Consider the following 26,336-nt stretch of genomic DNA (forward strand, 5'->3'; position numbering starts at 1 on the left):
GTGGTCAGTTGGCGTGGTTGCCGAGGGCGCGCTGTACGAGGTCGGCGACGTCCATCGCGTCGATCAGGTCGGCGTCGTCCTCGGCCGCGGGCGCCGCAGGGTCCGGGTCGGGCGCCGCCACGGGGGCGGCGCCGTCCTCGGTGTCGAGGAGGGCGAGCAGGGTGTCGAGGAGGCCGGCCTCCCGGAACCGGGCGAGCGGGACCTGCGCGAGTGCGCGCCGCAGGTCGTCCTCCCGCCCGTCCAGGTCGTCGTCGCCCGTCTCCGTCAGCAGCTCGGAGCGCAGGTAGCCGACGAGGGCGTCCGGGGTCGGGTAGTCGAAGACGAGGGTGGCGGGCAGCCGCAGACCGGTCGCCACGTGGAGGCTGTTACGGAGGTTGACGGCGGCGAGCGAGTCGAAGCCGACCTCCTGGAAGGCCTGGAGCGGGCCGATGCTCTCCGCGCTGCTGTGTCCGAGGACGGTCGCGGCCTGTCCGCAGACCAGCCGGAGCAGCAGGCGGTTCTGTTCGGCCTCGGGGACGTCCCGGAGGGAGTCCACCAGGGAGGACGTGGTGTCGCTGTTCTCGGCGTCGGGCTGGGAGGCGCGCAGGGCCGCCGCGGCTTCGGGCAGGTCGGCGAAGAGCGGGCTGACCCGGACGGAGGTGAACGCCGGGATGAACGCCTCCCAGTCCATGTCCACGACCGTCACGGCCTTCTCCCGCGCCTCCACGGCCTGTTCGAAGGCGGTCGTCGCGATCCGCGGGGCCATCGGCAGGACACCGCGCCGGCGCAGCTGGGCGAGAGCCGCCTCGTCCATGCCGGCGCCGACCTCGTCGAGGGCGCCCCAGGCGATCGAGGTGGCCGCGAGGCCGCGGCCGCGACGCCGTTCGACCAGGGCGTCCAGGACGGCGTTGGCCGCGCCGGAGACGCCCTGGCCGCCGCCGCCCCAGATGCCGGCGATGGAGGAGAAGACGACGAAGGCGTCGAGCGGAGGACGGGACCCGGTGCCGGTGCCGGCTCGGGTACCGGCTTCAGTGCCGGTTCCGGCGTCGGTCCCGGCGTCGGTCCCGGCGTCGCTGAGCAGGGCGTCGAGCCACAGGGCGGTGTCGACCTTGGCGGCGAACACCTCGGTGAGGTCGGCGAGTCCGGTGTCGGCGACGTTGCTGGTCCAGGAAGTGTCGGCGGCGTGCACGACGGCGGTGAGCGGCTGGTCCTCCGGGGTCTCGGTGATCAGGCGGGCGAGCGTCTCCCGGTCGGAGTCGGCGCAGGAGACGACGGTCGTCTCCGCCCCGGCGTCCGCCAGTGTGCCCAGCAGACCGGCGACGGCGTCGGCGGGCGCCTGAGCGGTGGTGGTGACGATGAGCCGCCGTACGCCCGAGCGGGCGAGCCAGAGCGAGGCGTGCCTGCCGAGGGCTTCGGCTCCGCCGGTCACCAGGACGGTGCCGCGGGGCTGCCACCCGCCGTCGGCGGGGGCCTCGGCTGCGGGCTTGCGGGTCAGTCGCCGGCTGTAGACGCCGGAGCGGCGGACGGCGAGCTGGTCGTCGCCGGCGGCGCTGTTCAGGGCCCCGACCAGGTACTGCGCGGTGCGGGCGTCGGCGGTCGCCGGCAGGTCGATCAGGCCGCCCCACCGGTCGGGGTGTTCGAGGGCCGCGGCGCGGCCCAGGCCCCACAGCGCGGCCGCGCCCGGCGCGGTGACGGTGTCCTGGACGCCGGTGTTCACCGCGCCCCGGGTCAGGCACCACAGCGGTCCGTCGACCCCCGCGTCCCCGAGCGCCTGGATCAGGGCGAGGGTCCGGGCGGCCGCGGCGGTGGCGTCCTGCGGGCCGTCGACGGCGAGGAGGGAGAGGACGCCGGCGGGCTCGTACGCGGCCCTGGCGCCACTGAGGTGCTCGGCGAGCCCGGCGCGGGTGAGCGCGGAGGGGTCGATCTCCAGGGGCACGACGTCGAGTCCCTGGGCGCGGAGCGCGGCGAGCAGCCCGGCGGCCCGGGAGCCGGACGCGGATCCGGGCGCGCTTTCCGCCGGGCCTCCGCCCGGGCCTTCACCCGGGCGCTCCGCCGGCAGGACGGCGAGCCAGCGGCCCGCGGGTACCCCGGACGCCTCGCGCTCCAGGGGCCGCCAGGTGACGGCGTAACGGAGTCGCTCGGCGCTGGACCGCTGCCGTCGCCTGCCGCGCCAGTCCGCCAGGACCGGTACGACGGTGCGCAGGGCGTCGCGGAGGCCGGCGGAGTCCGGGGCGAGCAGCCCGGCGAGCGAGTCGGCGTCGGTCTGCTCGACGGCGGTCCAGAACTCCGCGTCGGTGTCCTCGCCGGAGGCGCCGCTGCCGTCGGTGTCCTCGGCCTCCTGGAGCCAGTAGTGGCGTCGGTCGAAGGCGTACGTGGGGAGGTCGACGTGGCTTGTGGCCGTACGGGTGCCGGAGCCTCCGCTGCCGCTGGTGCTGCCGGTGCCGGCCCGGAGGACGGCGGCCCAGTCGACGGGGACGCCGCGGACGAAGAGTTCGGCCATCGAGGTCAGCAGGCGGCGCGGGCCGCCGTCCTCCCTGCGCAGTGTGCTGCCGACGACGGCGCGCAGCCGGACGGTGTCGTCCGCCTCGTCGACGATCTCGTTGACCGGCTGGACGAGGACGGGGTGGGCGCTGGACTCCACGAAGACGGTGTGGCCGTCGGCGAGGAGGTCGGCGATCGCGGGCCCGAACCGGACCTGGCTGCGGAGGTTCCGGTACCAGTAGCCGCCGTCGAGGACGCCGGCCTCCCGGACCCACTCGAGGATCACGGTGGAGTAGAGGGGAATCAGCGGGGCCTGGGCCCGGATGTCGGCGAAGGCCGTCGTCAAAGCGTCCTCGATCGCCTCGACGTGCCGGGTGTGGGAGGCGTAGTCCACCGCCACGCGCCGCACGCGGACGCCGTCCGCGGCCAGGACCTCCAGAGCCTCGTCCAGAGCTTCGGCATCACCGGCGACCACCACGGACGAGGGCCCGTTGACGGCCGCCACCTCCACGCGGTCGGCCCAGCGCTCCAGGCGCTTGAGCGCGTCCTCCTCCGAGAGCGCCACCGAGGCCATCCCTCCGCGCCCCGCGAGGCTGCCGGCGATGACCTGGCTGCGTACGGCCACGACCCGGGCCGCGTCCTCAAGGGACAGCGCACCGGACACACAAGCAGCGGCGATCTCGCCCTGCGAGTGCCCGACCACGGCGTCGGGAACGACACCCACCGACTCCCACACCGCGGCCAGACCGACCATCACGGCGAAGCTCGCGGGCTGCAACACATCGACGCGGTCCAGCAGTTCGGCCGGCGCATCCCCCCGCAGCACATCGACCAGCGACCAGTCCACCCAAGGCTCAAGAGCCACCGCACACTCGGCGATCCGCTCCGCGAACACCGGTGAGGAGTCGAGGAGTTCACGACCCATCCCGACCCACTGCGAACCCTGCCCCGGGAACACCAGCACCGTCCGCCCCACGGCCACGGCACTGCCGACGACCGCACCGGGCACGGACTGCTCGCGAGCCAGCGCACGCACTCCGTCGAGGGCCTCTTCGCTCGTACCGGCCACGATCACCGCGCGCTCGCCGAGCACCGCGCGCCCCGACGCGAGCGCGGCCGCGATCTCCGGCAGGGCCGAAGGTTGCTGCACGGAGCCGAGGAAGGAGGCGAGCCGCTCGGCCTGTCCGGCCAGTGAGCCGGCGCTCTTCGCGGAGACGACCAGCGGCACGACGGAGGCCACGACGGGAGGCTCGACGGACGGCTCGACGGACGGCTCCACGAGGAGCTCGCCCGCGGCGAGCGCCGCGGACTCCTCGGGCGCCTCCTCCAGGATCACGTGCGCGTTGGTGCCGCTCGCTCCGAAGGAGGAGACGGCGGCCCGGCGCGGCCGGCCGTCGGCCGGCCACTCGCGCGCCCGGGTCAGCAACTCGACGGCGCCGGCCGTCCAGTCCACCTGCGGTGTCGGCTCCTCGACGTGGAGGGTGGGCGGCATGACGCCGTGCCGCAGCGCCTCGACCATCTTGATGACGCCGGAGACTCCCGCCGCGGCCTGGGTGTGACCGATGTTGGACTTCAGCGAGCCGAGCCACAGCGGGCGGTCGGCGGGCCGGCCCTGGCCGTAGGTGGCGAGCAGGGCCTGGACCTCGATCGGATCGCCCAGAGAGGTGCCGGTGCCGTGGCCCTCGACGACGTCGACGTCCGCCGTCGACAGGCCCGCGTCGGCCAGGGCGCGCCGGATCACCCGCTGTTGCGAGGGGCCGTTGGGGGCGGTGAGGCCGTTGGAGGCGCCGTCCTGGTTGACCGCGCTGCCGCGCAGGACGGCCAGGATCCGGTGCCCGTTGCGCCGGGCCTCCGACAGCCGCTCCAGGACCACCACACCCACGCCCTCGGCCCAGCCCGTACCGTCCGCGGTCGAGGAGTACGCCTTGCAGCGGCCGTCGGCGGAGAGGCCGCGCTGGCGGGCGAACTCGACGAAGGCGTCGGGGCTGGACATGACGGTCGCGCCGCCCGCGAGGGCAAGCGAGCACTCGCCGCGCCGCAGCGCCTGGGCCGCCAGGTGCATCGCCACGAGCGAGGAGGAGCAGGCCGTGTCGACGGTCACGGCCGGACCCTCGAAGCCGAACACGTACGAGACCCGGCCCGACGCCACGCTCGACGAGGTGCCGGTCATCACATAGCCCCGGACGTCCTCGGGGACCTGTCGCAGACGGGTGACGTAGTCGTGGTGGACGATGCCGGTGAAGACGCCGATGTCACGGCCCCGGGTGGAGAGCGGGTCGATGCCGGCGCGTTCGAGGGCCTCCCACGAGGTCTCCAGGAGCAGCCGCTGCTGCGGGTCCATCGCCAGCGCCTCGCGCGGCGAGATCCCGAAGAGTCCCGCGTCGAACCGGGCGGCGTCGTGCAGGAATCCGCCGACGCGGGTGTAGGTCGTGCCGGGGTGGGTGGGGTCCGGGTGGTAGAGCTTGTCGACGTCCCAGTCCCGGTCCTGCGGGAAGCCGGAGAGCGCGTCGCGCTCCTCGACGACCAGTCGCCACAGGTCCTCGGGGGTGTCGACGCCGCCGGGCAGGCGGGTGCTCGTGGCGATGATGGCGATCGGCTCCTCCGGGTCCGCCGGCACGGCGGTGGCGGAGCCCCCCGCGAGGCCGCCGGTCTCGGTCCCGGCCGCCGTCCCGGTCGTGGCCTCCTCGCCGAGCAGTTCCGTACGCAGGTGTCCGGCGAGGGCGGTCGGGGTCGGGTAGTCGAAGACGAGGCTGCTCGGCAGGCTCATGCCGGTGAAGTCGTGCAGCCTGTTGCGGAGTCTGACGGCACTGAGGGAGTCGAAGCCGAGGTCCTTGAACGGCTGGTTCCCGTCGAACGCGTCGGCGCCCGTGTGGCCGAGGACGACGGCGGCGCTCTCCTGCACCAGGTCCATCAGCATGCGCTGCTGCTCGGCGGCGCCCAGCGCGGCGAGCCGGTCGGCCAGCGTTCCGCCGGAGCCCGCGGGCCGGTCGACGACCCGCCGGACGAGCGGCCCGTCCTCCGTCACCGGCGCCTCGGGGAGGGCGGGTTCGGCGGCTTCCGTGGACGCGTCGTCCAGGCCTCCCAGCGCCAGCGGGCCGAGCGCGGCGACCGGTTCGCCCATGTGGTCGGCGAGCTCCACGAGGTGACGGCCGCCCTCGACGGGGGTGACCCGCAGCCGGAGGGCGGTGGCCCCCTCCGCGTACACAGCGAGGTCGGCGCAGGCGATCAGATCGCGCCCGGTCGGGGCGGTGCGGCCGGCGAGCAGCCGAAGGGCGCTGTCGAGAAGTGCCGGATGGAGGGCGAACTCCTTGGCCTCTTCGGCGAGTTCGGCGGGCAGCGCGATGTCGGCGAAGAGCCGGCCGTCCGCCGCCTCCGTCAGGCCGGGTACGCCGGGCAGGCCGGGTACGCCGGGCAGGCCGTGGGCTGCGTCCGCCGGGGCAGCGGGTCCGGCGGCCGGCGGCCAGGTGCGCAGGTCGAAGGAGGGCCGGGCCTGACCGGGCCGGAGCAGGGCGCGCGCGTGCCGGGTCCAGGTGCCGTTCTCCTCGCCGGACGGCCTGCTGTGGACGGCGACGCGGCGCAGCCCGTCGCGGCCCGGGGTCTCGACGTGGACGCGGAGCTGAAGGTGCTCGTGTTCGGGCACGGTCAGCGGCCGGTCGACGGTGATCTGTTCGACGGCGCCGCTGCCCGCCTCGGTGCCGGCGTGGATCAGCAGGTCGAGGAGCACGGCGGCCGGAACGGCGCCGGTGGCGGGGTCGAGGAGCGGGGCGACCACACGCCGGTCGATCCGCCCGGTGAGCACGACGCGACTGCCCCCGCCACCGGCGTCGTCGCCCCGGTCGTCGGGGATCTCGACGGCCGTGCCGAGCAGCGGGTGCCCGGTGGCGCGGGCGCCGAGCGCCTCGGCGTCGACGGCGGTGGTCTCGGGCTCGGCCCAGTACCGCTGGTGCTGGAAGGCGTACGTGGGCAGGTCGGCGCCGATCGCGAGGGCCGGTGTGCCGAGGAGGGCGGGCCAGTCGGGTTCCGTGCCGCGGACGTGCAGTTCGGCGAGCGCGGTGAGGACCGCGGTCTCCTCGGAGCCGCCCTCGCGACTCGCCGCGGGCAGGGTGGCGACGCAGCCCCGGTGGTCCGGGCCGAGGGTGCCGAGGGCGAGGGCGGTGAGTCCGCCGCCGGGCCCGATCTCCAGGAAGGTCCCGGCACCCAGGTCGCGCAGCGCGGTGACCGCGTCGGCGAACCGCACGGTGTGGCGTACCTGGTCGGCCCAGTACTCAGGGGTGGCGAACCCGCCGTCCTCGGCGGGGGCGCCGGTGAGCGTGGAGACGACGGGGATGGTGGCGAGCCGGGGGCGCAGCCGGGCGACGACGGCGCGGAACTCGTCGAGCATGGGGGCCATCAGCGGCGAGTGGAAGGCATGGCTGACCGTCAGCCGCTTGGTCTTGCGCCCCTGTCCGGCCAGCCGCGCGGCCACGGCCAGGACGGCCTCCTCGGTGCCGGAGAGGACGACGGCGTCGGGGCCGTTGACCGCGGCGAGCGCGATCTCGCCGGTGGCCTCGGCCAGCAGCGGTGCCACCTCGGCCTCGGCCGCCTGCACGGCGACCATCGCGCCGCCCGCGGGCAGGGCCTGCATCAACCGGCCCCGGGCCGCGACCAGTTCGCCTGCCTCCGCGAGGTCGAGGACCCCGGCGGCGTGGGCCGCGGAGATCTCGCCGACCGAGTGTCCGGCGACGAGGTCCGGCCGTACGCCCCAGGAGGCGAAGAGCCGGAACAGAGCGGTCTCCAGGGCGAAGAGACCCGCCTGGGTGTAAAGGGTGCGGTCGAGCAGCGCGGCCTCGGCCGTCCCGGGCTCGGCGAACACCACCTCGTGGAGCGGGCGCGCCAGGTGGCCGTCCAGGTGCCGCTCGACGGCGTCGCACGCGGCGGCGAAGGCCTCCCGGAACACCGGGTACCGCGCGGCGAGTTCACGGCCCATGCCCGCCCACTGGCTGCCCTGTCCGGTGAAGAGGAAGGCCAGCTTGCCCTCGGCGGGAGTGCCGGTGACCGTGGTCGCGGTGGGCGCGCCGCTCTCGAGCGCACGCAGCGCCTCGGCGAGCTGCTCCCGGTCACCGGCCGGCAGGACCGCCCGGTGGTCGAGCCGCGCCCGGGTGGTGGCCAGGGCGTACGCGACGTCGGTGACCGACAGCTCGGGCCGCCCGTCGACGAACCGCGCGAGACGCCCGGCCTGGGCGCGCAGGGCTGCCGCCGTCCGGGCCGACAGGGGCACGGGCAGGAGGGCGGGAGCCGGGGGTACGGGGCGGGCTGCGGGCGCCGACTCAGGACCGGGCGCCGATTCGACGCCAGGCACGGGCCCGGCGGCAGGCACCGGCTCGACGCCACGGACCGGCTCGGCGGCAGGCACCGGCTCGACGCCGGGCCCCTGGTCCACGGCCGGTACCGGGCCGTCGGCCGCCGCCCGCTCGGAGGCGCCGGCGTCCTCCGCCTCCACCTGCTGGATCACCACGTGCGCGTTGGTCCCGCCGATGCCGAACGACGAGACACCGGCGCGCCGCGGGTGATCGCTGTCCGGCCACGCGCGGGCCTCGGTGAGGAGCTCCACCGCGCCCGCCGCCCAGTCCACGTGGGTGGAGGGCCGGTCCACGTGCAGGGTGCGGGGCAGGACGCCGTGCCGCATCGCCATGACCATCTTGATGACACCGGCCACGCCGGCCGCGGCCTGGGTGTGGCCGATGTTCGACTTGACCGAGCCGAGCCAGAGCGGCCGGCCGGCGGGCCGGTCCTGCCCGTACGTGGCGAGCAGCGCCTGCGCCTCGATCGGGTCGCCGAGCACCGTACCCGTACCGTGGCCCTCGACCGCGTCGACGTCGGCCGTCGACAGACCGGCGTCGGCGAGCGCCCTGCGGATCACCCGCTGCTGCGAGAGGCCGTTCGGGGCCGTCAGGCCGTTCGACGCGCCGTCCTGGTTGACCGCGCTGCCGCTGACCACCGCGAGGACCTGGTGACCCCGGCGGCGCGCGTCGGAGAGCCGCTCGACGAGGAGCACGCCGACGCCCTCGGACCAGCCGGTCCCGTCCGCCGCGTCCGCGAAGGCCTTGCACCGCCCGTCCTCGGACAGGCCGCGCTGCCGGGAGAACTCGACGAAGGTCTCCAGGTTGCCCATCACCATCACGCCGCCGGCCAGGGCCATGGAGCACTCGCCCTGCCGCAGCGCGCGGGCCGCCATGTGCAGGGCGACGAGCGAGGAGGAGCAGGCGGTGTCGATCGTGATGGCCGGGCCCTCGAAGCCGAACTGGTAGGCGATCCGGCCCGAGAGGACGCTGCCGGAGCTTCCGGTGAGGCGGAAGCCCTCGACTCCGGGGGCGTGGTGCGTGCGTACGGTGTAGTCGTGGCTGTTGACGCCGACGAACACGCCGACGTCCTGGCCGCCGAGCCCCGTCGGGTCGATCGCGGCGCGTTCGAACGCCTCCCAGGACGTCTCCAGGAGCAGCCGCTGCTGCGGGTCCATCGCGAGCGCCTCGTTCGGGGAGATCCCGAAGAAGGCGGCGTCGAAGCCGGTCGCGTCGTCCAGGAACGCGCCGTGCCGGACGTACGTCTTCCCGGCCTTGTCGGGATCGGCGTCGTAGTGCCGGTCGATGTCCCAGCCGCGGTCGCCGGGGAACTCACCGACGACGTCGACGCCTTCGGCGACCAGGCGCCACAGGTCCTCGGGGCTCTCGACGCCGCCGGGGAAGCGGCAGGCCATCGCGACGATGGCGATCGGATCGTCGGAGCGGGCCGGCACGGCACCCCGGTCCCGGTCCTCCTCGCGCCGCTCGTTCTCGCGCCCTTCCCCGTCGCGCGCCTCCGCCTCGTCGCCGAAGAGCCGTAGGCGCAGATAGGCGGCGAGCGACGCCGGCTTCGGGTAGTCGAAGACCACGGTGGAGGGCAGGGTGAGGCCGGTCGCGGACGCGAGCCGGTTACGGAGCTCGACGGCGGTCAGCGAGTCGAAGCCGGCGTCCTTGAAGGCACGGTCGGCCCGGACGGCGCCGGCCCCGGAGTGCCCGAGCACCTGAGCGGCGTTACGGCGGACCAGGTCGACCAGCGCCTCGCCGCGCTCCCGCGTGCCCAGGGGGTCGAGCCGCCGGCGCAGGGAGCCGGTGTCGGCCGCGTGCGCGGCCCGGGCCGTCGGGCGCGGGGCGGGTGCGAGGCCGCGCAACAGCGGCGCCACGGGGTTTCCGGCGCGGGCTGCGGCCCGCAGCGCGGGCAGGTCGAACCGGGTGGCCACGAGGACGGCGGGCGTGTCGTCGCCCGCGCGCAGGGCCGTATCGAGGACCGCCATGCCCTCGGCGGCGGAGAGTCCGATCATGCCGAGGCGCCGGGTGCGGTGCAGGTCGGCGGTGCCGAGGTGCCGGGTCATGCCGCTGGCGTCGCTCCAGTAGCCCCAGGCGAGCGAGACGGCGGGCAGACCGAGCCGGCGGCGGTGGAGGGCGAGCGCGTCCAGGGTGGCGTTGGCCGCTGCGTAGTTGGCCTGTCCGGGGTTGCCGAGGACACCGGCGGCGGACGAGAAGAGGACGAACGCCGCGAGGTCCGTACCCCGCGTCAGCTCGTGCAGGTGCAGAGCGGCGTCCAGTTTCGGCCGCAGGACGGTGTCGACGCGGTCCGGGGTCAGGGCGGTGACCACGCCGTCGTCGAGGACGCCGGCGGTGTGCACGACGGCGGTGAGCGGGTGTGCCTCCGGTACCGCGGCGAGGAGCTCCGCCACGGCGCCCCGGTCGGCGGTGTCGCAGGCGGCGACGGTGACGGTCGCGCCGAGCCCGGCGAGCTCTTCGCGCAGCGCCGCCGCCCCTTCGGCGTCCGGTCCGCTCCGGCTGGCCAACAGGAGGTGCCGTACGCCGTGTCCGGCCACCAGGTGCCGGGCGACGAGGCCACCGAGCGTCCCGGTTCCACCGGTGACGAGGACCGTGCCGTCCGGGTCGAGCGCGCGCCGGGGGCCTTCGGGGACCGAGGCGCGCACCAGCCGGGGTACGGACACCACACCACCGCGCACACGGACCCGGGGCTCACCGGCGGCCGCCGCGAGCCGCGCGGCCTGCACGGCCGCGTCCGTGGTTCTCCGGGCCTCCCTGGCCTCCCCGACCTCCGCCGCGTCGTCGTCCCGCTCGACGAGCACGATGCGGTCCGGGTGCTCCGACTGCGCCGACCGCAGCAGACCCGCCACGGCGGCCACGGCCGGATCGTCCTCGGCATCGCCGGGAATCGTCACGACGAGCCGGGTGGGCGCGAGGGCGGGCTCCGCCAGCCACGCCCGGAGCAGGTCCAGCGCGGCGGCGACGGCCGCGCGCGGGTCGCCGGAGGCGGGCGCCTGCCCGGCCTCGTACAGCAGGAGGTCCGGCACCGCGACCCCGTCCGCCGCGAGGGCGGTGACGCCGCCGGCGTCGACGACGGTCGCGATCGTGCCGCCGTCCGAGGTCATCTCGCCTGCGGACCGCTGAAGTTCGGTCCAGTCGATCCGGAACAGGGCGTCGTGGGCCGACGCTCCCGCGATCCCCTCCCGCGCGGTCGAGAACGGCTCGGCGACGACGGCGTCGGCCGTCAGCACCGGCGCGCCGGTGGTATCGGCCACCTCGAGCCGGGTCTCCCCGGCGGCCGTACGGGACGAGCGCACCCGCACCGCGGCGGCGCCGGAGGCCAGCAGCGTCACCCCGCGCCACCGGGTCGCGACCATGCCTTCGGGCACGGTCGTCCGGACCGCCGCGTCGAGCAGCGCCGGGTGCAGGCCGTAACGGTCGGCGTCGCCGACCGCCTCGTCGAGGGCGACATCGCTCGCCGGACCGTCACCGGCCGTCGGCGCGCCGCCCACGGCGCCGGCCAGGCCAGGCAGCAGCGTGCCGCGCGCATGCCGGGTCCATGCGCCGTCAAGCCCCGCGCCGTCCGCGCGGGAGTACACCTCGAGCACCCGCCGACCCTGCTCGTCGGCCTCCCCCACCGTCATCTGTACGGCCCTGCCGCCCCGCAGCGGCAGCACCACGGGCCGTTCGACGGCCAGCTCCTCGACCAGCGGGCTGCCGAGCTCGTCGCCGAACCGGACGGCCAGCTCGACGAGCGCCGCGCTCGGCACCACGACGACATCGCCGACGGCGTGATCGGCCAGCCAGGGGTGGGCGTCGACCGACCACCGCGAGGTGGTCATGAAGCCGCCGGAGTCCGGCCGGCCGACGATCGCCCCGATGAGCGGATGGTCGGCGCCGTCCTGACCGAGCGAGGCGGCGTCGAGCGCGGGCGTGGCCCGGAGCCAGAAGTGCCGGCGCTCGAAGGCGTACGTCGGGAGGTCGACGTGCCCGGCATCGGCACCCACCGGGAGGACGCCGGCCCAGTCGACGGGCACGCCACGGACGAAGAGCTCGGCCATCGAGGTCAGCAGGCGGCGCAGGCCGCCCTCCTCGCGGCGCAGCGAGCCGGTCACCACGGCCTCGGTGTCCGCCTGGTCCACGATCTCGTTGACCGGCTGGAGGAGCACGGGGTGGGCGCTGGACTCCACGAAGACGGTGTGGCCGTCGGCGAGGAGCTCGGCGATCGCGGGCCCGAACCGGACCTGGTTGCGCAGGTTGCGGTACCAGTAGCCGCCGTCGAGGACGCCGGCCTCGCGGACCCACTCGCCGGTCACGGTCGAGAGGAAGGGAAGGCGCGGAGCCTCGGCCCTGATGTCGGCGAACGCGGTCGTCAGCGCTTCCTCGACGGCCTCGACGTGCCGGGTGTGGGAGGCGTAGTCCACCGCGACCCGACGCACGCGGACGCCGTCCGCCGTGAGCACGTCGAGCGCCTCGTCGAGGGCTTCCGCGTCACCGGCGACCACGACGGAGGCGGGCCCGTTGACGGCCGCGACCTCCACCCGGCCGGCCCACTGCTCAAGTCGCCGGACGGCATCCGCCTCCGGGAGGGCCACCGAGGCCATACCGCCACGCCCGGCCAGCTCGCCCGCGATGATCCGGCTGCGCACCGCGACGATCCGCGCCGCGTCCTCAAGGGACAGCGCACCGGACACACAAGCAGCGGCGATCTCGCCCTGCGAGTGCCCGACCACGGCGTCGGGAACGACACCCACCGACGCCCACACCGCGGCCAGACCGACCATCACGGCGAAGCTCGCGGGCTGCAACACATCGACGCGGTCCAGCAGTTCGGCCGGAGCATCCCCCCGCAGCACATCGATCAGCGACCAGTCCACCCAAGACTCAAGAGCCACCGCACACTCGGCGACCCGCCCCGCGAACACCGGTGAGGAGTCGAGGAGTTCACGACCCATCCCGACCCACTGCGAACCCTGCCCCGGGAACACCAGCACCGTCCGCCCCACGGCCACGGCACTGCCGACGACCGCACCCGACGCGGTCTCCCCGCGCGCGAGCGCACGCAGCCCCGCCAGGGCCTCCGCACGCGAACCGGCCGGCACCACGGCCCGCTCGCCGAGCACCGCCCGCCGCGCGACCAGCGCACCGGCGAGCGGGGACAACGGCAGCTCCTCGGCCGCCTCCACGAAGGACACCAGCCGCTCGGCCTGCCCCGCGAGCGCACCGGCACTCTTCGCCGACACCACCAACGGCACGATGCCGTCGGCGGAGGACTGCACCGCCACCGGCTCCGGCTCCGGCTCTCCGGCCGGGGCCTCCTCCAGGACCAGGTGCGCGTTCGTCCCGCTGACGCCGAAGGAGGAGACGCCAGCCCGGCGCGGCCGCCCGACGGCCGACCACTCCCGCGCCTCGGTCAGCAGCCGGACCGCGCCGGCCGACCAGTCCACCTGCGACGACGGAGCATCGACGTGCAGCGTCGCCGGCATGACCCCGTGCCGCAACGCCTGCACCATCTTGATCACGCCCGACACACCCGCAGCCGCCTGCGTATGCCCGACATTCGACTTCAACGACCCCAACCACAAAGGCCGCTCAACCGACCGATCCTGACCATAGGTCGCCAGCAACGCCTGCGCCTCGATCGGGTCGCCAAGCACCGTACCCGTGCCGTGCCCCTCCACCACATCCACATCACCCGCCGACAGACCCGCCGCCGCCAGCGCCTTACGAATCACCCGCTGCTGCGACAACCCGTTCGGCGCCGTCAACCCGTTCGACGCACCATCCTGATTCACCGCAGAACCACGCACCACGGCCAGCACCCGATGCCCGTTCCGCCGCGCCTCCGACAGCCGCTCGAGCACGACCACACCGGCGCCCTCGGCCCAGCCCGTACCGTCCGCGCCGTCCGCGTACGACTTGCAGCGCCCGTCCGAGGACAGCGCACCCTGCCGCGAGAACTCCACGAAGGTGTCCGGCGTCGCCATCACGGTCGCACCCCCCGCGAGCGCCAGCGAGCACTCGCCCTGGCGCAGCGCCTGAGCGGCGAGGTGGATGGCGACGAGGGACGAGGAACACGCCGTGTCGACGGTCACGGCCGGACCCTCGAACCCGAAGACGTACGACACACGCCCCGAGGCCACGCTCGACGCCGTGCCCGTGGCGACGAAGCCTTCGAGCTCCGCGGGGGCCGGGCCGGTCGGCCCGTACCCCTGCCCCATCAGGCCGGAGAACACCCCGACGTCCCGGCCCTTGAGCGTCCCCGGGTCGATCCCAGCCCGCTCCAGGGCCTCCCACGAGGTCTCCAGGAGCAGCCGCTGCTGCGGGTCCATCGCCAGCGCCTCACGCGGCGAGATCCCGAAGAACCCGGCGTCGAACTCCCCCGCGCCGTCCAGGAATCCACCCTGGTTCACGTACGTCGTCCCGGTCTTCTCCCGGTCGGAGTCGAACAGCCCCTCCAGGTCCCAGCCGCGGTCGGTCGGGAAGCCGGACATCGCGTCCCGGCCCTCGCTGACCAGCCGCCACAGGTCCTCCGGGCTCGCCACACCACCCGGCAGGCGGACGGCCATGCCCACGATCGCGATCGGTTCACCTGGGTCGGCGGACCCAGGGAGGTCGGGGTCCGCCGCCGGCTCCCCGGCCGTGTCGGACAGGCCCAGGACCTTGGCCCGCAGGTGTACGGCGAGGGCTTCGGGGGTCGGGTGGTCGAAGGTCACGGTGGTCGGCAGGCGAAGCCCGGTGCGTTCGGTCAGGCGGTTGCGCAGCTCGACGACGGCGAGGGAGCCGAGGCCGAGGTCGCGGAAGGCCCGGCCGACCGGAACCGGCCCGGTTCCCGTGGGGGTGAGCACGCCGGCGGCCTGCTCGCGGACCAGCGCGCCGAGCAGGGCGAGCTGGGCCCGCTCGTCCAGCTCGGACAGGCGGGCACGCAGGGCGGCGGTGACCCTCTCGTCGGCCCGTGCGGCGGCGCCGGGCCGCTCGTCGACGAGCCCGGCGAGGAGCGTCTGCACCCGGTCGCCCGGGGTCGTCGTGGTCGGCCGGAGCGCGAGCAGGGCCGGGGATCCGGTCTCGATCAGTACGTCGAAGGCGGCGGGGACCTCCTCCGGCCGGCTGACCGCGAGGAGCGAGCCCGGCAGTCCGCGCAGCCGGCGGCTGCGGACCACGGCCTCGGTGAGGGCGGCGGTGACCGTCGTCGGCCGGCGGTCGTCGGACGCCGCTCCGAGCAGGGCGGGGGCGTCGGTCACGGCGACGTACGCGGCGAGCTCGTCGTCCGCGGTGAAGTCGCAGAGGGCCTGGGCGAGTTCGGGATCGTCGGCGGTGTGCACGACCGCGGTCACGAGGTGACCGAGCCGGGCCAGCGCCTCCCACAGCTCCAGCGGGTCCGTGCCGTCGGCGACCACCCGGACGATCTCCACCCCGTCGGGCGGCGTCTCGTCGCCCCGCCCGTCGGCATCCGTCGCCTCGACGAGCACCAGGCGCCGTGTTCCGTACGCGGCGACCAGGTGCCGGGCCAGAGCGGCGCCGGTCTCGGTGTCGGCACCGGTGACGACCACGGTGCCGTCGAGTCCCGGCGCGGCGACGCGCGGCCCGTCGATGACGGGGACGCGGACCAGGCTCGGCCGCAGCAGCTCCCCCTCCCTCAGGGCGAGTTGGGGCAGGCCGGCGGCGACGACGGCGGGCAGGACGGCGGCGTGCCCGGACTCCGGCGTACGGGCGCCGAGATCGAGGATCGTCAGCCGCGCGCCGTCACCGCCCTCGGCCTGTACGGCCCGCGCAGCCGCCCACAGCGCGAGCTCCGCGCGATCCGGCGTCCCGTCCGTCTCCGTGGCGGCCACCGCGCCCCGGGTGAGGACGACGATCCGCGACCCGGCCGCCTCGGTCCACCCGGCCGCGGAGTTCCACCCGGCCACCAGTTCCGCGTCCGGCGACGCGAGCACGGTCACGTCGGGAGCCGTGTCCCCGGCCGCGCGGAACGCGGCGGGGTCGGCGTAGTGCCGTACCTCGGCCGCGCCGGCCGCCCGCCGAAGACCGGCCACCAGGCCGTCGGCCATGCCCGCGGGTCCCACCACCGCCCAGCGCAGCCCTTCCTGAGCGACCGGCGCGACCTCCGTCCTCCCCCACTCCGCGCGCAGCAGCCCTTCGTGGTGCCCGTCCGCCGCGTACCGCAGCCGGGCCGGGAGCCCGGCGAGCAGGCGGCGGACGATCTTCCCCGAAGCGGTCCTGGGGATGGTCCCGGCCTCGTGGATCCGCTCGGGCAGCTTGTACGGGGAGAGTTCGGCGCGGCAGTGGTCGAGCAGCCCGGCGAGGTCGAGGCCGTCCGGTCCCGGCACCACCCAGGCGACGGGGACCTCGCCCAGGGTGTCGTGGGGCATGCCCGCGACCCCGGCGTCGGCGACGCCCTCGGCGCCGCGCAGGGCGGCCTCGATCTCGTCGGGGTGGATGTTCTCGCCGCCGCGGATGACGAGATCCTTGAGGCGGCCGCAGATCGTGAAGTAGCCGGCCTCGTCGCGCCGGGCGAGGTCACCGGTGTGGAACCAGCCGTCCCGGACGGCCTCGGCGGTGGCCTCGGGGCTGTTGTGGTAGCCGACCATGACGTTCGGTCCGCTGACCCAGACCTCGCCCTCCTGGCCCGCGGGCACGTCCTCGCCGGTGCGGGGATCGACGATGCGGACGCCGACACCGGGGACGGGCAGTCCGCAGGAGCCCTCGACCACGGGGCCGTCGGGCGGGTTGATCGTGATGGCGCCGCAGGTCTCGGTGCTGCCGTAGGCGTCGACGAGGGGGACGCCGAAGCTCTCCTCGAAGGCGCGGCGCAGTCCCGGGCCGGTGACGGCGCCGCCGACGAGGCCGATCCGCAGGTCGGGCAGGGAGAGGCCGGTGCGCCGGGCGGTGCTGACGAGGTGGTGGTACGTCGTGGGGACGCCGGCCAGGAAGGTGGACCGGTCCTCGCGCAGCGCGGTCAGGATGTCGTCGGCGGAGCTGCCGTCCATGATCCTGGCGGTGGCGCCGGAGACCGTGACGGACAGGACGCAGGCGATGTGGGACAGGCTGTGGAAGAGCGGCAGCGGCCACAGGACGCGGTCGTGCTCCGAGAGCCCGGGCACGGGGATGTAGCAGGAGGCGACGGAGTAGAGGCAGTTGCGCTGGGTGGAGAGCACGCCCTTGGGCCGGCCGGTGGTGCCCGAGGTGTAGAACATCCACGCGACCTCGTCGAGGCCGAGGTCGTCCGGGGCCTGGCCGGCGGGCTCGGTGACCGCGAGTTCCTCGTACGCGGCGGTGCCCGGGGCCGGGGTGTGGCCGGCCGCCCCGGCACCGGTCGCGCCCGCCACGACGACGGACACCTCACGGGAGCGCGCTTCACGAGGAGCACGGGGGTCGTGAGGAGCACGGGGAAGGAGCTGAAGAAACGTTTCAGCATGCGCGGTGCCGGTGAAGGCGAACACCGCGCCGCTGTCGGCCAGGAGGTATTCCGTCTCCGCCCGGGTGGCCTGCGGGTTGACCGGTACGCCGATGCCGCCGGCCCGCACCACGGCGAGGTAGCTCTCCACCATCGCGACCGAGTTGCCGAGGCAGAGGGCCACCCGGTCGCCGCGCCGGACGCCGAGGCCGGCCAGGTGACCGGCCAGCCTCCGCGTCCGTGCGTCGAGTTCTCCGTAGGTGACCGCGTGCCGGTCGTCCTCGAAAGCGATCTTGTCCGGGAACCGGACGGCGTTCTCCCGGAGGATGACCGGGAGCGGGGTGATCAGGTCGGGGCGCACCTTGCCGCGAACTCCTTCCGGAGATCAGGGGTTACCAGGAGACGGGCAGACTCTTCACCGAGAACACGGACCCCTTGGTCCGCAACGGGATCTCGTCGGCGGGCACGGCCAGCCTGAGGTCGGGGAAGGCCTCCAGGAGGGAGCGGAGGCCGATCCGGAGCACGAGGCGGGCCAGGTTCTGGCCCACGCACTGGTGGACGCCGTAGCCGAAGGCGACGTGTCCCGAGGTGTCCCGGTCGAGATCGAGGTGGGCCGGGCACCCGAACTTCGCGGGGTCGCGGTTGGCGGCCGGCAGGGAGACGGTGACCGTCTCGCCCTTCTTCACCGACTCGCCGCCCAGTTCGAGGTCCTCCAGGGCGGTGCGGAAGATCTCGTACTGGTTGACGGTCACGTAGCGGAGGATCTCCTCCACGGCGTCGTCGATCTTCGACAGGTCGCCGCGCAGGGCGGCCAGCTGGTCGGTGTGGTGCAGCAGTGCGAAGGTGCCGACGGCGAGCGCGCCTTCGGTGGTCTCGTACCCCGCGAAGAGCAGCAGGGCGGTGATGTTGCCGAGCTCCTCGTCGGACAGCTCGCCGCTATCGATGAGGCGGCTGATGATGTCGTCGCCGGGCTCGGCCTTCTTGGCGGCGAGGGTCTCGTGGATGAACGCGCCGACCTGCTGGAAGGCGGCCATCGAGGCCTGGGCGTCGCCGAACGGGTCGTTCATCACGGCCGGCGCCTCGGCGAAGCGGTCCCGCTGGGCGTAGTCCAGGCCGATGAGCGGGGCGAGCACCCGCAGGACCAGCGGCTTGGCGAAGGTCTCCAGGAGGTCGGCGGAGTCGCCGTGGGCGCGCATCGCGGCGATCTGCTCGGCGGCCACCTGCTCGATGACGGGGGCGAGCCGGCTGACCCCGCGGACGGTGAACTCCTTGGTCAGGAGCTTGCGGAAGCGGGTCTGCTCCGGCGGGTCCATGTGGATGAACATGCCCGGCATGGCCGGGAACTGGGGCACCGGGCCGCCGTACTTGGTGACCGGGAAGTGGCCGATCTCCAGGTTGTGGCTGAACCTGGGGTCGCCCAGGACCTGCCGGGCCAGCTCGTGGCTGGTGGCGATCCAGCCGACGTGGCCGTCGGGGTAGACCATCCGCGCCAGCGGGCGTTCCTTCCGCAGCTCGTCGAAGAGCGCGGGCGGGTCGAACTTGTCGATGCGGGCCCAGGCGTCCTCGTACGAGATCGCTTCGCTCATGAAGCTTCTCCTCCGTTTCATCCGTGTCGCTTCGGCCATGCCTCTGCGCACGGAAAGGGGCGTCCGCACGCGCAGCGCGGCTTCCTGAAAGGGCGTACGCACGCCGGGCGGCGACGCGCCGTCGCGCTCCCGCGCGGCGGCCCGCCGTCCCCGCCGGAGAGGAGTGGAGGGGACGGCGAGCGGGTGCGGACCCCCACCGGGTCCGCGGGGCGCGCAGGAATCAGACGGACAGCTTCTTGAGCGTGTCGTGGGCGGTCGCCAGGGACTTCTCGCCCAGCGGCTTGAGCGCCTCCATGGCCGGCACGATCGCGGCGAGGGTCAGCTCGGCGTGCACGAAGGTGAGGTCGTCCGCGAGACCGATCGAGCCGAGGACGGCCCGCAGGTACGACTCCTGGTAGTCCCAGCCCTCGCGCGGGGTGCCCGGCGCGTAGGAGCCGCCGCGCGCGGTGACCACGATGACGGACTTGCCGCTGAGCGCACCGGACTCGGCGCCCGGGGGGATCATGTGGGCCGGGGTGACGAGGAGGTCGATCCAGGCCTTGACGCTCGACGGGATCGTGTAGTTGTACATCGGCACGCCGAGCACGATCGTGTCGGCCTCGCGCACCTCGGCGGCCACCGCGTCGGCGAGCGCCTGCTCCTCGGCCGTCTGGCCGTGGTCGCGGCTGGGGTCGAGGAGGTACTCGCGCACGGGGTGGCTGATGTGCGGGATGGGCTGGGCGGCGAGGTCGCGGTAGACGTAGCCGGCGTCGGGGTGGTTCTGCCGCCACTCGGTCGCGAAGTACGAGGTCAGCCGGCGCGAGGTGGAGCCCTCGGTGCGGATGCTCGCGTCGATGTGAAGAAGAGAAGACACAGAAGACCCCTGGTTTTCCTGGGTTGTTCGTGAGGACGGCAGAAGGTCTGCGAAGCGCAGAGCCGACTTCGCCGAGTCTGGCAGGGGCTGTCCGGGCGGGGGCATCCCTCAGTCTGGTAGCCCCGGGCCGAGCGGTGAGGGTCTTGTGGGGGTCTCGTCGCTCTTCGTGGCGATATCGGCGATGTGAGGTGCCGTTTCCAAAAGGAAACGGGGTCTCTCGGCCATTCTCGGCAGAATTCTGGTCATCGTTGACGGAGCGCGCGGCACCCGGAGGTCTCCTCCACACCACCGGAATCCGGCCAGGGAAACGACGACCGACCGCGATCGGCGGCAGGACGGCGCGGCACGTGGACAAGGCCGACCACCTGGCCTTCCCCATTCATTCACCCGCATTGAATCCCGCGTTCCGGATCGCCGGACATCCCGGAAAAAGGGGAACACCACCCCCACCTTGATCCGCTTGACAGACTTCGGCCCCGATCGCAACCTGAGACGAGCTCCGAGCACGCCGACCACGCCGTCTCCACGCGATTCACCCGAGGGAACAACGAGCGATCGACCGCACTTACCGAGCAGTTCGCCGCCACCAGGCGTCCTGGTACCGATTCGGAGGCACGAGTGTCATTTCAGGCATCTACGGTTCCCGACCCCTCCCTTCACGCATCGAGCGAAGTGGGCCGATTAGTCTCCGCTTCAGTGCAGTCCTGGATCGACGGCCAGTTGGCCAGGGGCATGAATCTCGCCGCGATGGCCGCGGCACGAGAGGCGGCCAAAGCAAGGGCGGATAGTCCGCCAAGGGCGAGGTATTGGTACGCGACCCTGCTGACCCGCGCCCGAGGCCTGGCGTCCGCCACGAGGATACTTACCGAGCATCAGTCACATGTCCATAGTTCCGGCAAACCCGATGGGCAACCCGACGAATTGATGTGCCGGGCGGAAACGTCACTCGCCCTGGGAGATCTGGACGCCGCAATGGAATCGGCCGAGGCCGGCCTGCGTCTTGCCCATCAGACCGGCAACCGCGGATCGGTGCCGAACGGAAACCTCGTGATGGCCGTCAGCGCGACACGGCGGCTCGATCCGAACGCCGGCCTTGTCTATGCGAACCGGCTGCGGGACAACGCCCTGTTCGGCCACTCCCGCCTGATGGCCGGCCAGTGCGCCTGGGCCGTCGCGCAGGCCCTGGAAGCCCGGGACGGACCCGCCAGCGTCGGCTGCCTGCTCAGCGACCTGATACAGGACCGGGCGATGACCCAGGAGCTGCTGGTGTCGCAGCCCGCGGCGGCCGCCTGGCTGGTACGGGCCGCGCAGCAGCTGGGCGACGAGGGCATCGCCGCCCGCACGGTCTCCCTGGTCGGCGAACTGGGCGCCCGCAACCGGACGTTCCGTACGATCCAGGCCGCGTCCGTCCACGCCACCGGCCTCCACGAGAAGAACGCCGCCGCCCTCGAGAAGGCCTCCACCCTGCACCTGGACGGCTGGGCCCGCGCCTCGGCCCTGGAGGACGCGAGTGCCGTACGGTTCACCCGCCGACCCGAGCACGCCCAGGCGGCCGACCTGCTCAAGCGCGCGGCGGACGGCTACGGAGCGGTCGGCGCGCGCCGCGACGTCCTGCGGGTGGCCAGCAAGCTCCGCGAACTGGAGGTCAACGGAGGCCGGAGCGCCCTCAGATCCGGCCGCGTCCGGCGGACGGCGAGCCAGCTGACCGACACCGAGTACGCGGTCGCCGAACTGGTCAGCCAGGGCCTCACCAACGGGCGGGTGGCCCGCCAGCTCTTCATCTCCCCCCACACGGTGGCCTTCCACCTCAAGAAGATCTTCCGCAAACTCGACGTCTCCTCCCGCGTCGAACTCGCCGGCACGTGGACCCGCCTCCCGGAGGAGCGACGCGCGACGGAACCGGCGGCCGAGGAGTCACGGCTCACGCGGGCGGGCGGTGTCGCGAGGGCGCGCGTCGCCGTGTAGGAAGCGCGCGCCGGCTCGAAGCGTCGCCAAGGGTGGGTGCCACGGCCCCGGCCCGAGGCCGGGTCCGGCGCGCGCGGCGCCGGGTCCCGGCCTCGGGTGGCGGCGGGGTCAGCCGACCGGCACGTAGCCGGACGGCGTGGTGGTGAAGGTTCCGCGCCCCTGGGTACGCCCGCGCAGGCGCGAGGCGTAGCCGAAGAGTTCGGCCAGCGGGACCGTCGCCGTCAGGACCGCCGTACCGCCGCGGGTGGTCGAGTCGGTGACGCGGCCGCGGCGGGCGGCGAGGTCGCCCAACACCGTGCCGACGACGCTGTCGGGGACGGTGACGGTGACCTCGGCGACCGGTTCGAGCAGCGTCATGCGGCTCGCCCGCAGTGCCTCGCGCAGGGCGAAGCGCCCCGCGGCGCGGAAGGCGAGCTCCGAGGAGTCCTTCACGTGGGTCGAACCGTCCGTGAGGGTGACCCGGACACCCGTCACGGGGTGAGCGCCGAGCGGGCCCTCGGCGAGCGCGTCCCGGCAGCCGCCCTCGACCGCGCGGACGAACTCCTGCGGGACCCGCCCGCCCGTGACGGTCGAGCGGAATTCGAAGTCACCCTCCGCCAGCGGTTCGACGTCGATGACGACATGGGCGAACTGGCCCGCGCCGCCGTCCTGTTTGACATGCCGGTACGTCAGCCCCGCCACGCCCTCGACGACCGTCTCGCGGTACGCGACACGGGGCCGGCCCACCGTGACCTCCAGGCCCTGGGCGCGGCGCAGCTTCTCCACCGCGACCTCCAGGTGGAGCTCGCCCAGGCCGGACAGGACGGTCTGGCCCGATTCCGGGTCGGTCCGCACCACGAGCGACGGGTCCTCCTCGGTGAGGCGGGCCAGTGCGGCGGCCAGCCGTTCGGTGTCGAGGCCGCGCCGGGCCTCGACGGCGACGGTGACGACCGGGTCGGCGGAGACCGGTGGTTCGAGGAGCACGGGTGCGTCCGGTGCGCACAGCGTGGCGCCGGTACGGGCCGTCTTCGGGCCGACGACGGCCACGATGTCGCCCGCGACGGCCTGCTGCGCCTCCGTCGTCCGGTCGGCCTGCACCCGCAGGATCCTGGCGATCCGCTCGGTGCGGCGTGCGGTGGTGTCGAGCACGGTGTCCCCCTTCCGGAGCGTTCCCGCGTAGACGCGGAGGTAGGTCATGCGGCCGGTGGGCGTGGCGCTCACCTTGAAGGCCAGGGCGGTGAACGGCGCGTCCGGGTCGGCCGGGTGTTCGCCCCGTACGGGTGGCAGGTCCGACGGCGCGGGCAGGTACGCGACGACGGCGTCGAGCAGCGGTTCGACCCCGCGGTTGCGGTAGGCGGACCCGCACAGCACCACGACGGCCTCCCCGGACAGGGTCAGGTCGCGCAGTGCGGCGGCCAGGGCGTCGTCGGTGAGCGTGCCGTGCGCGCAGAACTCCTCGAAGGCGGCGGGGTGCAGTTCGGCCACCGACTCCGCCAACTCCCTTCGTCGGCACACCGCTTCGTCCTTCAGCTCCTCGGGCACGGGGCCCTCGGTGTACGTGTCGGCTCCGGCCGCCCAGGCGTGCGCCCGCATGCGGACCAGGTCGACGACTCCGGTGAACGCGTCCTCGCGGCCGATGGGCAGCTGGACCGTCAGCGGTACGGCGCCGAGCCGGGTACGGATGGACTCCACGGCCGTATCGAGGTCGGCGCCCGCGCGGTCGAGCTTGTTGACGAACGCGATGCGCGGAACGCCGTGCCGGTCGGCCTGCCGCCACACCGACTCGCTCTGCGGCTCGACGCCGGCGACGGCGTCGAACACGGCGACGGCTCCGTCGAGCACCCGCAGCGCGCGCTCGACCTCGTCGGCGAAGTCGACGTGCCCCGGCGTGTCGATCAGGTTCAGCCGGTGCCCGTCCCAGTCACAGCTGACGGCCGCGGCGAAGATGGTGATGCCGCGGTCGCGCTCCTGCGGGTCGAAGTCGGTCACGGTCGTGCCGTCGTGGACCTCACCCCGCTTGTGGGTGGCCCCGGTGAGGTAGAGGAACCGCTCGGTGAGCGTGGTCTTGCCGGCGTCGACGTGGGCCAGGATGCCGATGTTGCGGATGCGGGTACGCATGATGGTGTCGTTCTTTCGCGTGCGAAGCGGATGCAGGCAGCGCGATTCCCGCGACGGCGGGCAGAGGAAGACGTCTCGTCTTCGTCGCGGGTCAGCGGTGCCGGCCGCGCAGCCGGCACCGGACGGACGAAGAGGCGAGGATCACGTCGTACCGAGCACGGGAGACGAGACCGACGGCGGCGATGGCAGGGGCCTGCGCGCGCATGGTCGTCTCCCTTCGCGAATTCGCCGGACGTGGCTCGATGGCTTGCGTCAGGGAGTCTAGGGATCCAGAGGCCCGGGAGAACACCGGTTTTCCCCGCTCCCCGCGCGGCCGGCCGGCCGGCGCGCTCGGGGCGGTCACCTACTCCGGCAGCCGCGTGCCCTCCGGGAGCCTGATGCCGAAGTCGTCGGCGAGGACGCGGAGGACCTCGTCCGGGTCGGCCAGGTCACGCTCCTTGCGGGTGCCGTCGGCAGCGGTCTCCGTGAGGTGGCGGGCGGTCAGGGCGAGGTGGGTGTCGGTGGTGGTGCGCTGGGCGTAGAGGCCGTGGGCGAAGGGGGAGCGCGGGTTGGTCGCGATGTGCCAGTTGATGACCTCGTAGTCGGGGGCCTCGAAGGGCTCGACCGTGAAGGAGTACTGGTCCTCCCAGGCGCCGTCCTGCTGCCCGTACGTCTGGAGCTTCCACAGCTCCAGCGGGCCGTCGTGCGGCGCGTGGACCAGGCGGTGGCGGCGCGGGGTGTCGTGGAGCTCCGTGTCCGCGGTCAGCGGCAGCGGTTCGAGCAGGGCGCCGATGCTGCCGAAGCCGACGTCGCTCACGTAGGGCACGGGCTCGCCGGGTACGTGGGTCAGCATGAGCATGTGCGTGCGCGGGCGGACGTCGCCCGGCTTGGCGCCGACCAGGACGCGGGCGGCGAGCAGGGTGACCCGGAAGCCGAGGGCGGTGAGCGCCGCGGCGAACAGGGTGTTGTGCTCGTAGCAGTAGCCGCCGCGTGCGCCGCGGACGAGCTTGGCCTCCAGGTCCGGCACCGCGAGCGACGGCGCGCGGCCGAGGACCGGGTCGATGTTCTCGAAGGGGATGCCGAGCATATGGGCGCGGTGGACGGAGCGCAGCACGTCCACGGTCGGACGGCGCTCTCCGGTCCAGCCGATCCGGGCGAGGTAGGCGTCGATGTCGATGGTCATGTCTCCACCGTACGTACGGGATCGGCCTGGGGGCACGCGCCGGGGGCGGCGGGAGTGCACATGGCGGCGGGCGCGGCGACCGGTGTCGCCCGCCGCCATGGCATCACGTACGAGGAGGAGTGCCTCCTGCCTCCCCGTCAGACCGCCGGGGTGGCGTATCCGAGCAGCGAGGCGAAGTTCCTGGCGTACGCGTCGTGGGGTGCGGCGCCTTCGAGGCGGAGCAGGGCCTCGTCGTTCTCGCGCAGGGACGACTCGTCCAGGTTGTGGGAGCCGGTGAAGGTCCACTTGGTGTCGGGGTGGCCGGCGTAGTTGCCCTCGACGAGCAGGTACTTCGAGTGCAGGAGGTAGCCGTCGTCGGTCTTGAGCTGCTCCAGCGTGATGCCGGCGCGGCCCTTCAGGGTGGCCACCTCGTTGCTCTCGGCGAACACGATCTGGACCGAGCAGCCCTGGCCTGCCAGTGCGACGAGCTGGTCGGCCACCGCGTCGCGGTGCAGGGCGAAGGCGGCGACGCGCACGATGGAGCGGTGGGTGGAGGTGCCGACGGTGGTGTTGCCGGTGCAGGAGACGTTCTTGAGGACGTCGACGACCACGTCGCCGGTCTGCTGCGGGAAGAAGTAGTACTTCTCGGTGCCGACCTTGGCGGTGGTGTAGTAGTTCGCGTTCTTCACGCCGTCGGCGAGGTCGTTGAAGTAGGCGACGTACGCCGTGTACAGCTCGGTGTTGCCGACCACGGTGTAGGCGTTGTTCCAGTACTTGGCCGTGTTGACCGCGGTCTGGTTGGCGGAGGCCTGGATGACCACGTCCTCGGCGACGCCCGCGTCGCCGATCCGCGAGAAGGTGAAGAACTTGTTGTGGTTGATCGGGTTCACGCCGCCGGTCGCGATGCACGCCCCGCCCGCGGAGCAGACCTGGACCCACGAGCGGGCGGCCCGGTCGCGGCCGAGGGTGCCGATCAGGGACTGCGCGGCGGCCGAGTCGCTGTACTTCGCGTCGAGGACGACCCGGACGTTCACTCCGCGCTCGTGCGCAGCGACGAGGGCGTTCGTGTAGTCCTGGTCGGTCAGGGCGTAGAGCGCTGCGCGGATCACCCGCTCGGGCTGTGTGGCGCCGATCGCGTCGATGATGTGGGTCTTGACGGCGTTCTGCTCCGCCGTGGTCCCCTTGGGGTTGTTGAACACCGCTCCGGTGGTGACCGGCACGGTGCCCTCGGCGGCCGCGGTGCCGGTGCCCGGCAGGAGCAGGGCGCCGGCGAGAAGGAGAGCCGCGCCTATGCGCCGGTGTACTGCTGTGAAGATCGGAATCACTCCTCTGACGACGGATCACGCGCACGGACGCGAGTTCGACCGTGCGCGGTGCGCGCCAGAGTAGACCTGACCTGCGCGCCCCTGTGCGGCGGGCGGCCGGTCCGGGAGCGGAAGGTGCGGAGCCGCCGCCGAACCGTCGCCACTGTCGTGTGCATGGCGATACGCTGCTCCGCCCGGACATGATGCTCCGTCAGATC

7 protein-coding genes are annotated in these 26,336 nt (G+C 73.9%); 1 reads left to right on the plus strand and 6 read right to left on the minus strand.

The window, feature by feature from the left end; translation table 11 throughout:
- Positions 1 to 4 precede the first annotated feature (4 nt).
- The 3 genes from ACIGEZ_RS29450 to ACIGEZ_RS29460 all read right to left on the minus strand — a co-directional run bounded on the left by ACIGEZ_RS29450 (position 5) and on the right by ACIGEZ_RS29460 (position 19,611).
- The gene (locus ACIGEZ_RS29450; protein WP_399836917.1) at positions 5 to 17,533 is read right to left on the minus strand and encodes a type I polyketide synthase; all 17,529 of its coding nucleotides are present in this window, start codon (positions 17,531 to 17,533) and stop codon (positions 5 to 7) included.
- 31 nt (positions 17,534 to 17,564) lie between these two features.
- The gene (locus tag ACIGEZ_RS29455; protein ID WP_399836920.1) at positions 17,565 to 18,758 is read right to left on the minus strand and encodes a cytochrome P450; all 1,194 of its coding nucleotides are present in this window, start codon (positions 18,756 to 18,758) and stop codon (positions 17,565 to 17,567) included.
- 220 nt (positions 18,759 to 18,978) lie between these two features.
- Positions 18,979 to 19,611 (minus strand): FMN-dependent NADH-azoreductase, encoded by a 633-nt coding sequence (locus ACIGEZ_RS29460; protein WP_399836922.1) that lies wholly within the window; start codon positions 19,609 to 19,611, stop codon positions 18,979 to 18,981.
- A 972-nt stretch (positions 19,612 to 20,583) separates the two neighbouring features.
- Here ACIGEZ_RS29460 and ACIGEZ_RS29465 point away from each other — a divergent pair.
- A complete protein-coding gene (locus tag ACIGEZ_RS29465) occupies positions 20,584 to 21,576 on the plus strand; it encodes a response regulator transcription factor (RefSeq protein ID WP_399836925.1) in 993 nt (330 codons plus the stop codon).
- 108 nt (positions 21,577 to 21,684) lie between these two features.
- Here the strand turns inward: ACIGEZ_RS29465 and fusA are convergent, their stop codons facing one another.
- The 3 genes from fusA to ACIGEZ_RS29480 form a co-directional block, all read right to left on the minus strand.
- Positions 21,685 to 23,673: an elongation factor G gene (gene fusA, locus ACIGEZ_RS29470; protein WP_399836928.1), complete on the minus strand. Its 1,989-nt coding sequence runs from the start codon at positions 23,671 to 23,673 to the stop codon at positions 21,685 to 21,687.
- Positions 23,674 to 24,016: 343 nt separating this feature from the next.
- The gene (locus ACIGEZ_RS29475; RefSeq protein WP_399836930.1) at positions 24,017 to 24,835 is read right to left on the minus strand and encodes an arylamine N-acetyltransferase; all 819 of its coding nucleotides are present in this window, start codon (positions 24,833 to 24,835) and stop codon (positions 24,017 to 24,019) included.
- A 137-nt stretch (positions 24,836 to 24,972) separates the two neighbouring features.
- Positions 24,973 to 26,139 (minus strand): phosphatidylserine/phosphatidylglycerophosphate/cardiolipin synthase family protein, encoded by a 1,167-nt coding sequence (locus tag ACIGEZ_RS29480; protein ID WP_399836932.1) that lies wholly within the window; start codon positions 26,137 to 26,139, stop codon positions 24,973 to 24,975.
- Between the last annotated feature and the right edge of the window lie 197 nt (positions 26,140 to 26,336).

The sequence above is a fragment of the Streptomyces sp. NPDC085481 genome (assembly GCF_044541845.1).
Taxonomy (GTDB): Bacteria; Actinomycetota; Actinomycetes; order Streptomycetales; family Streptomycetaceae; genus Streptomyces.

Excerpts from the sequence above, each read along its gene's own strand:
- ACIGEZ_RS29455 (WP_399836920.1), bottom strand. The coding sequence starts at position 18,758 with ATGAGCGAAGCGATCTCGTACGAGGACGCCTGGGCCCGCATCGACAAG.
- ACIGEZ_RS29465 (WP_399836925.1), top strand. The coding sequence starts at position 20,584 with ATGGAATCGGCCGAGGCCGGCCTGCGTCTTGCCCATCAGACCGGCAAC.
- fusA (WP_399836928.1), bottom strand. The coding sequence starts at position 23,673 with ATGCGTACCCGCATCCGCAACATCGGCATCCTGGCCCACGTCGACGCC.
- ACIGEZ_RS29475 (WP_399836930.1), bottom strand. The coding sequence starts at position 24,835 with ATGACCATCGACATCGACGCCTACCTCGCCCGGATCGGCTGGACCGGA.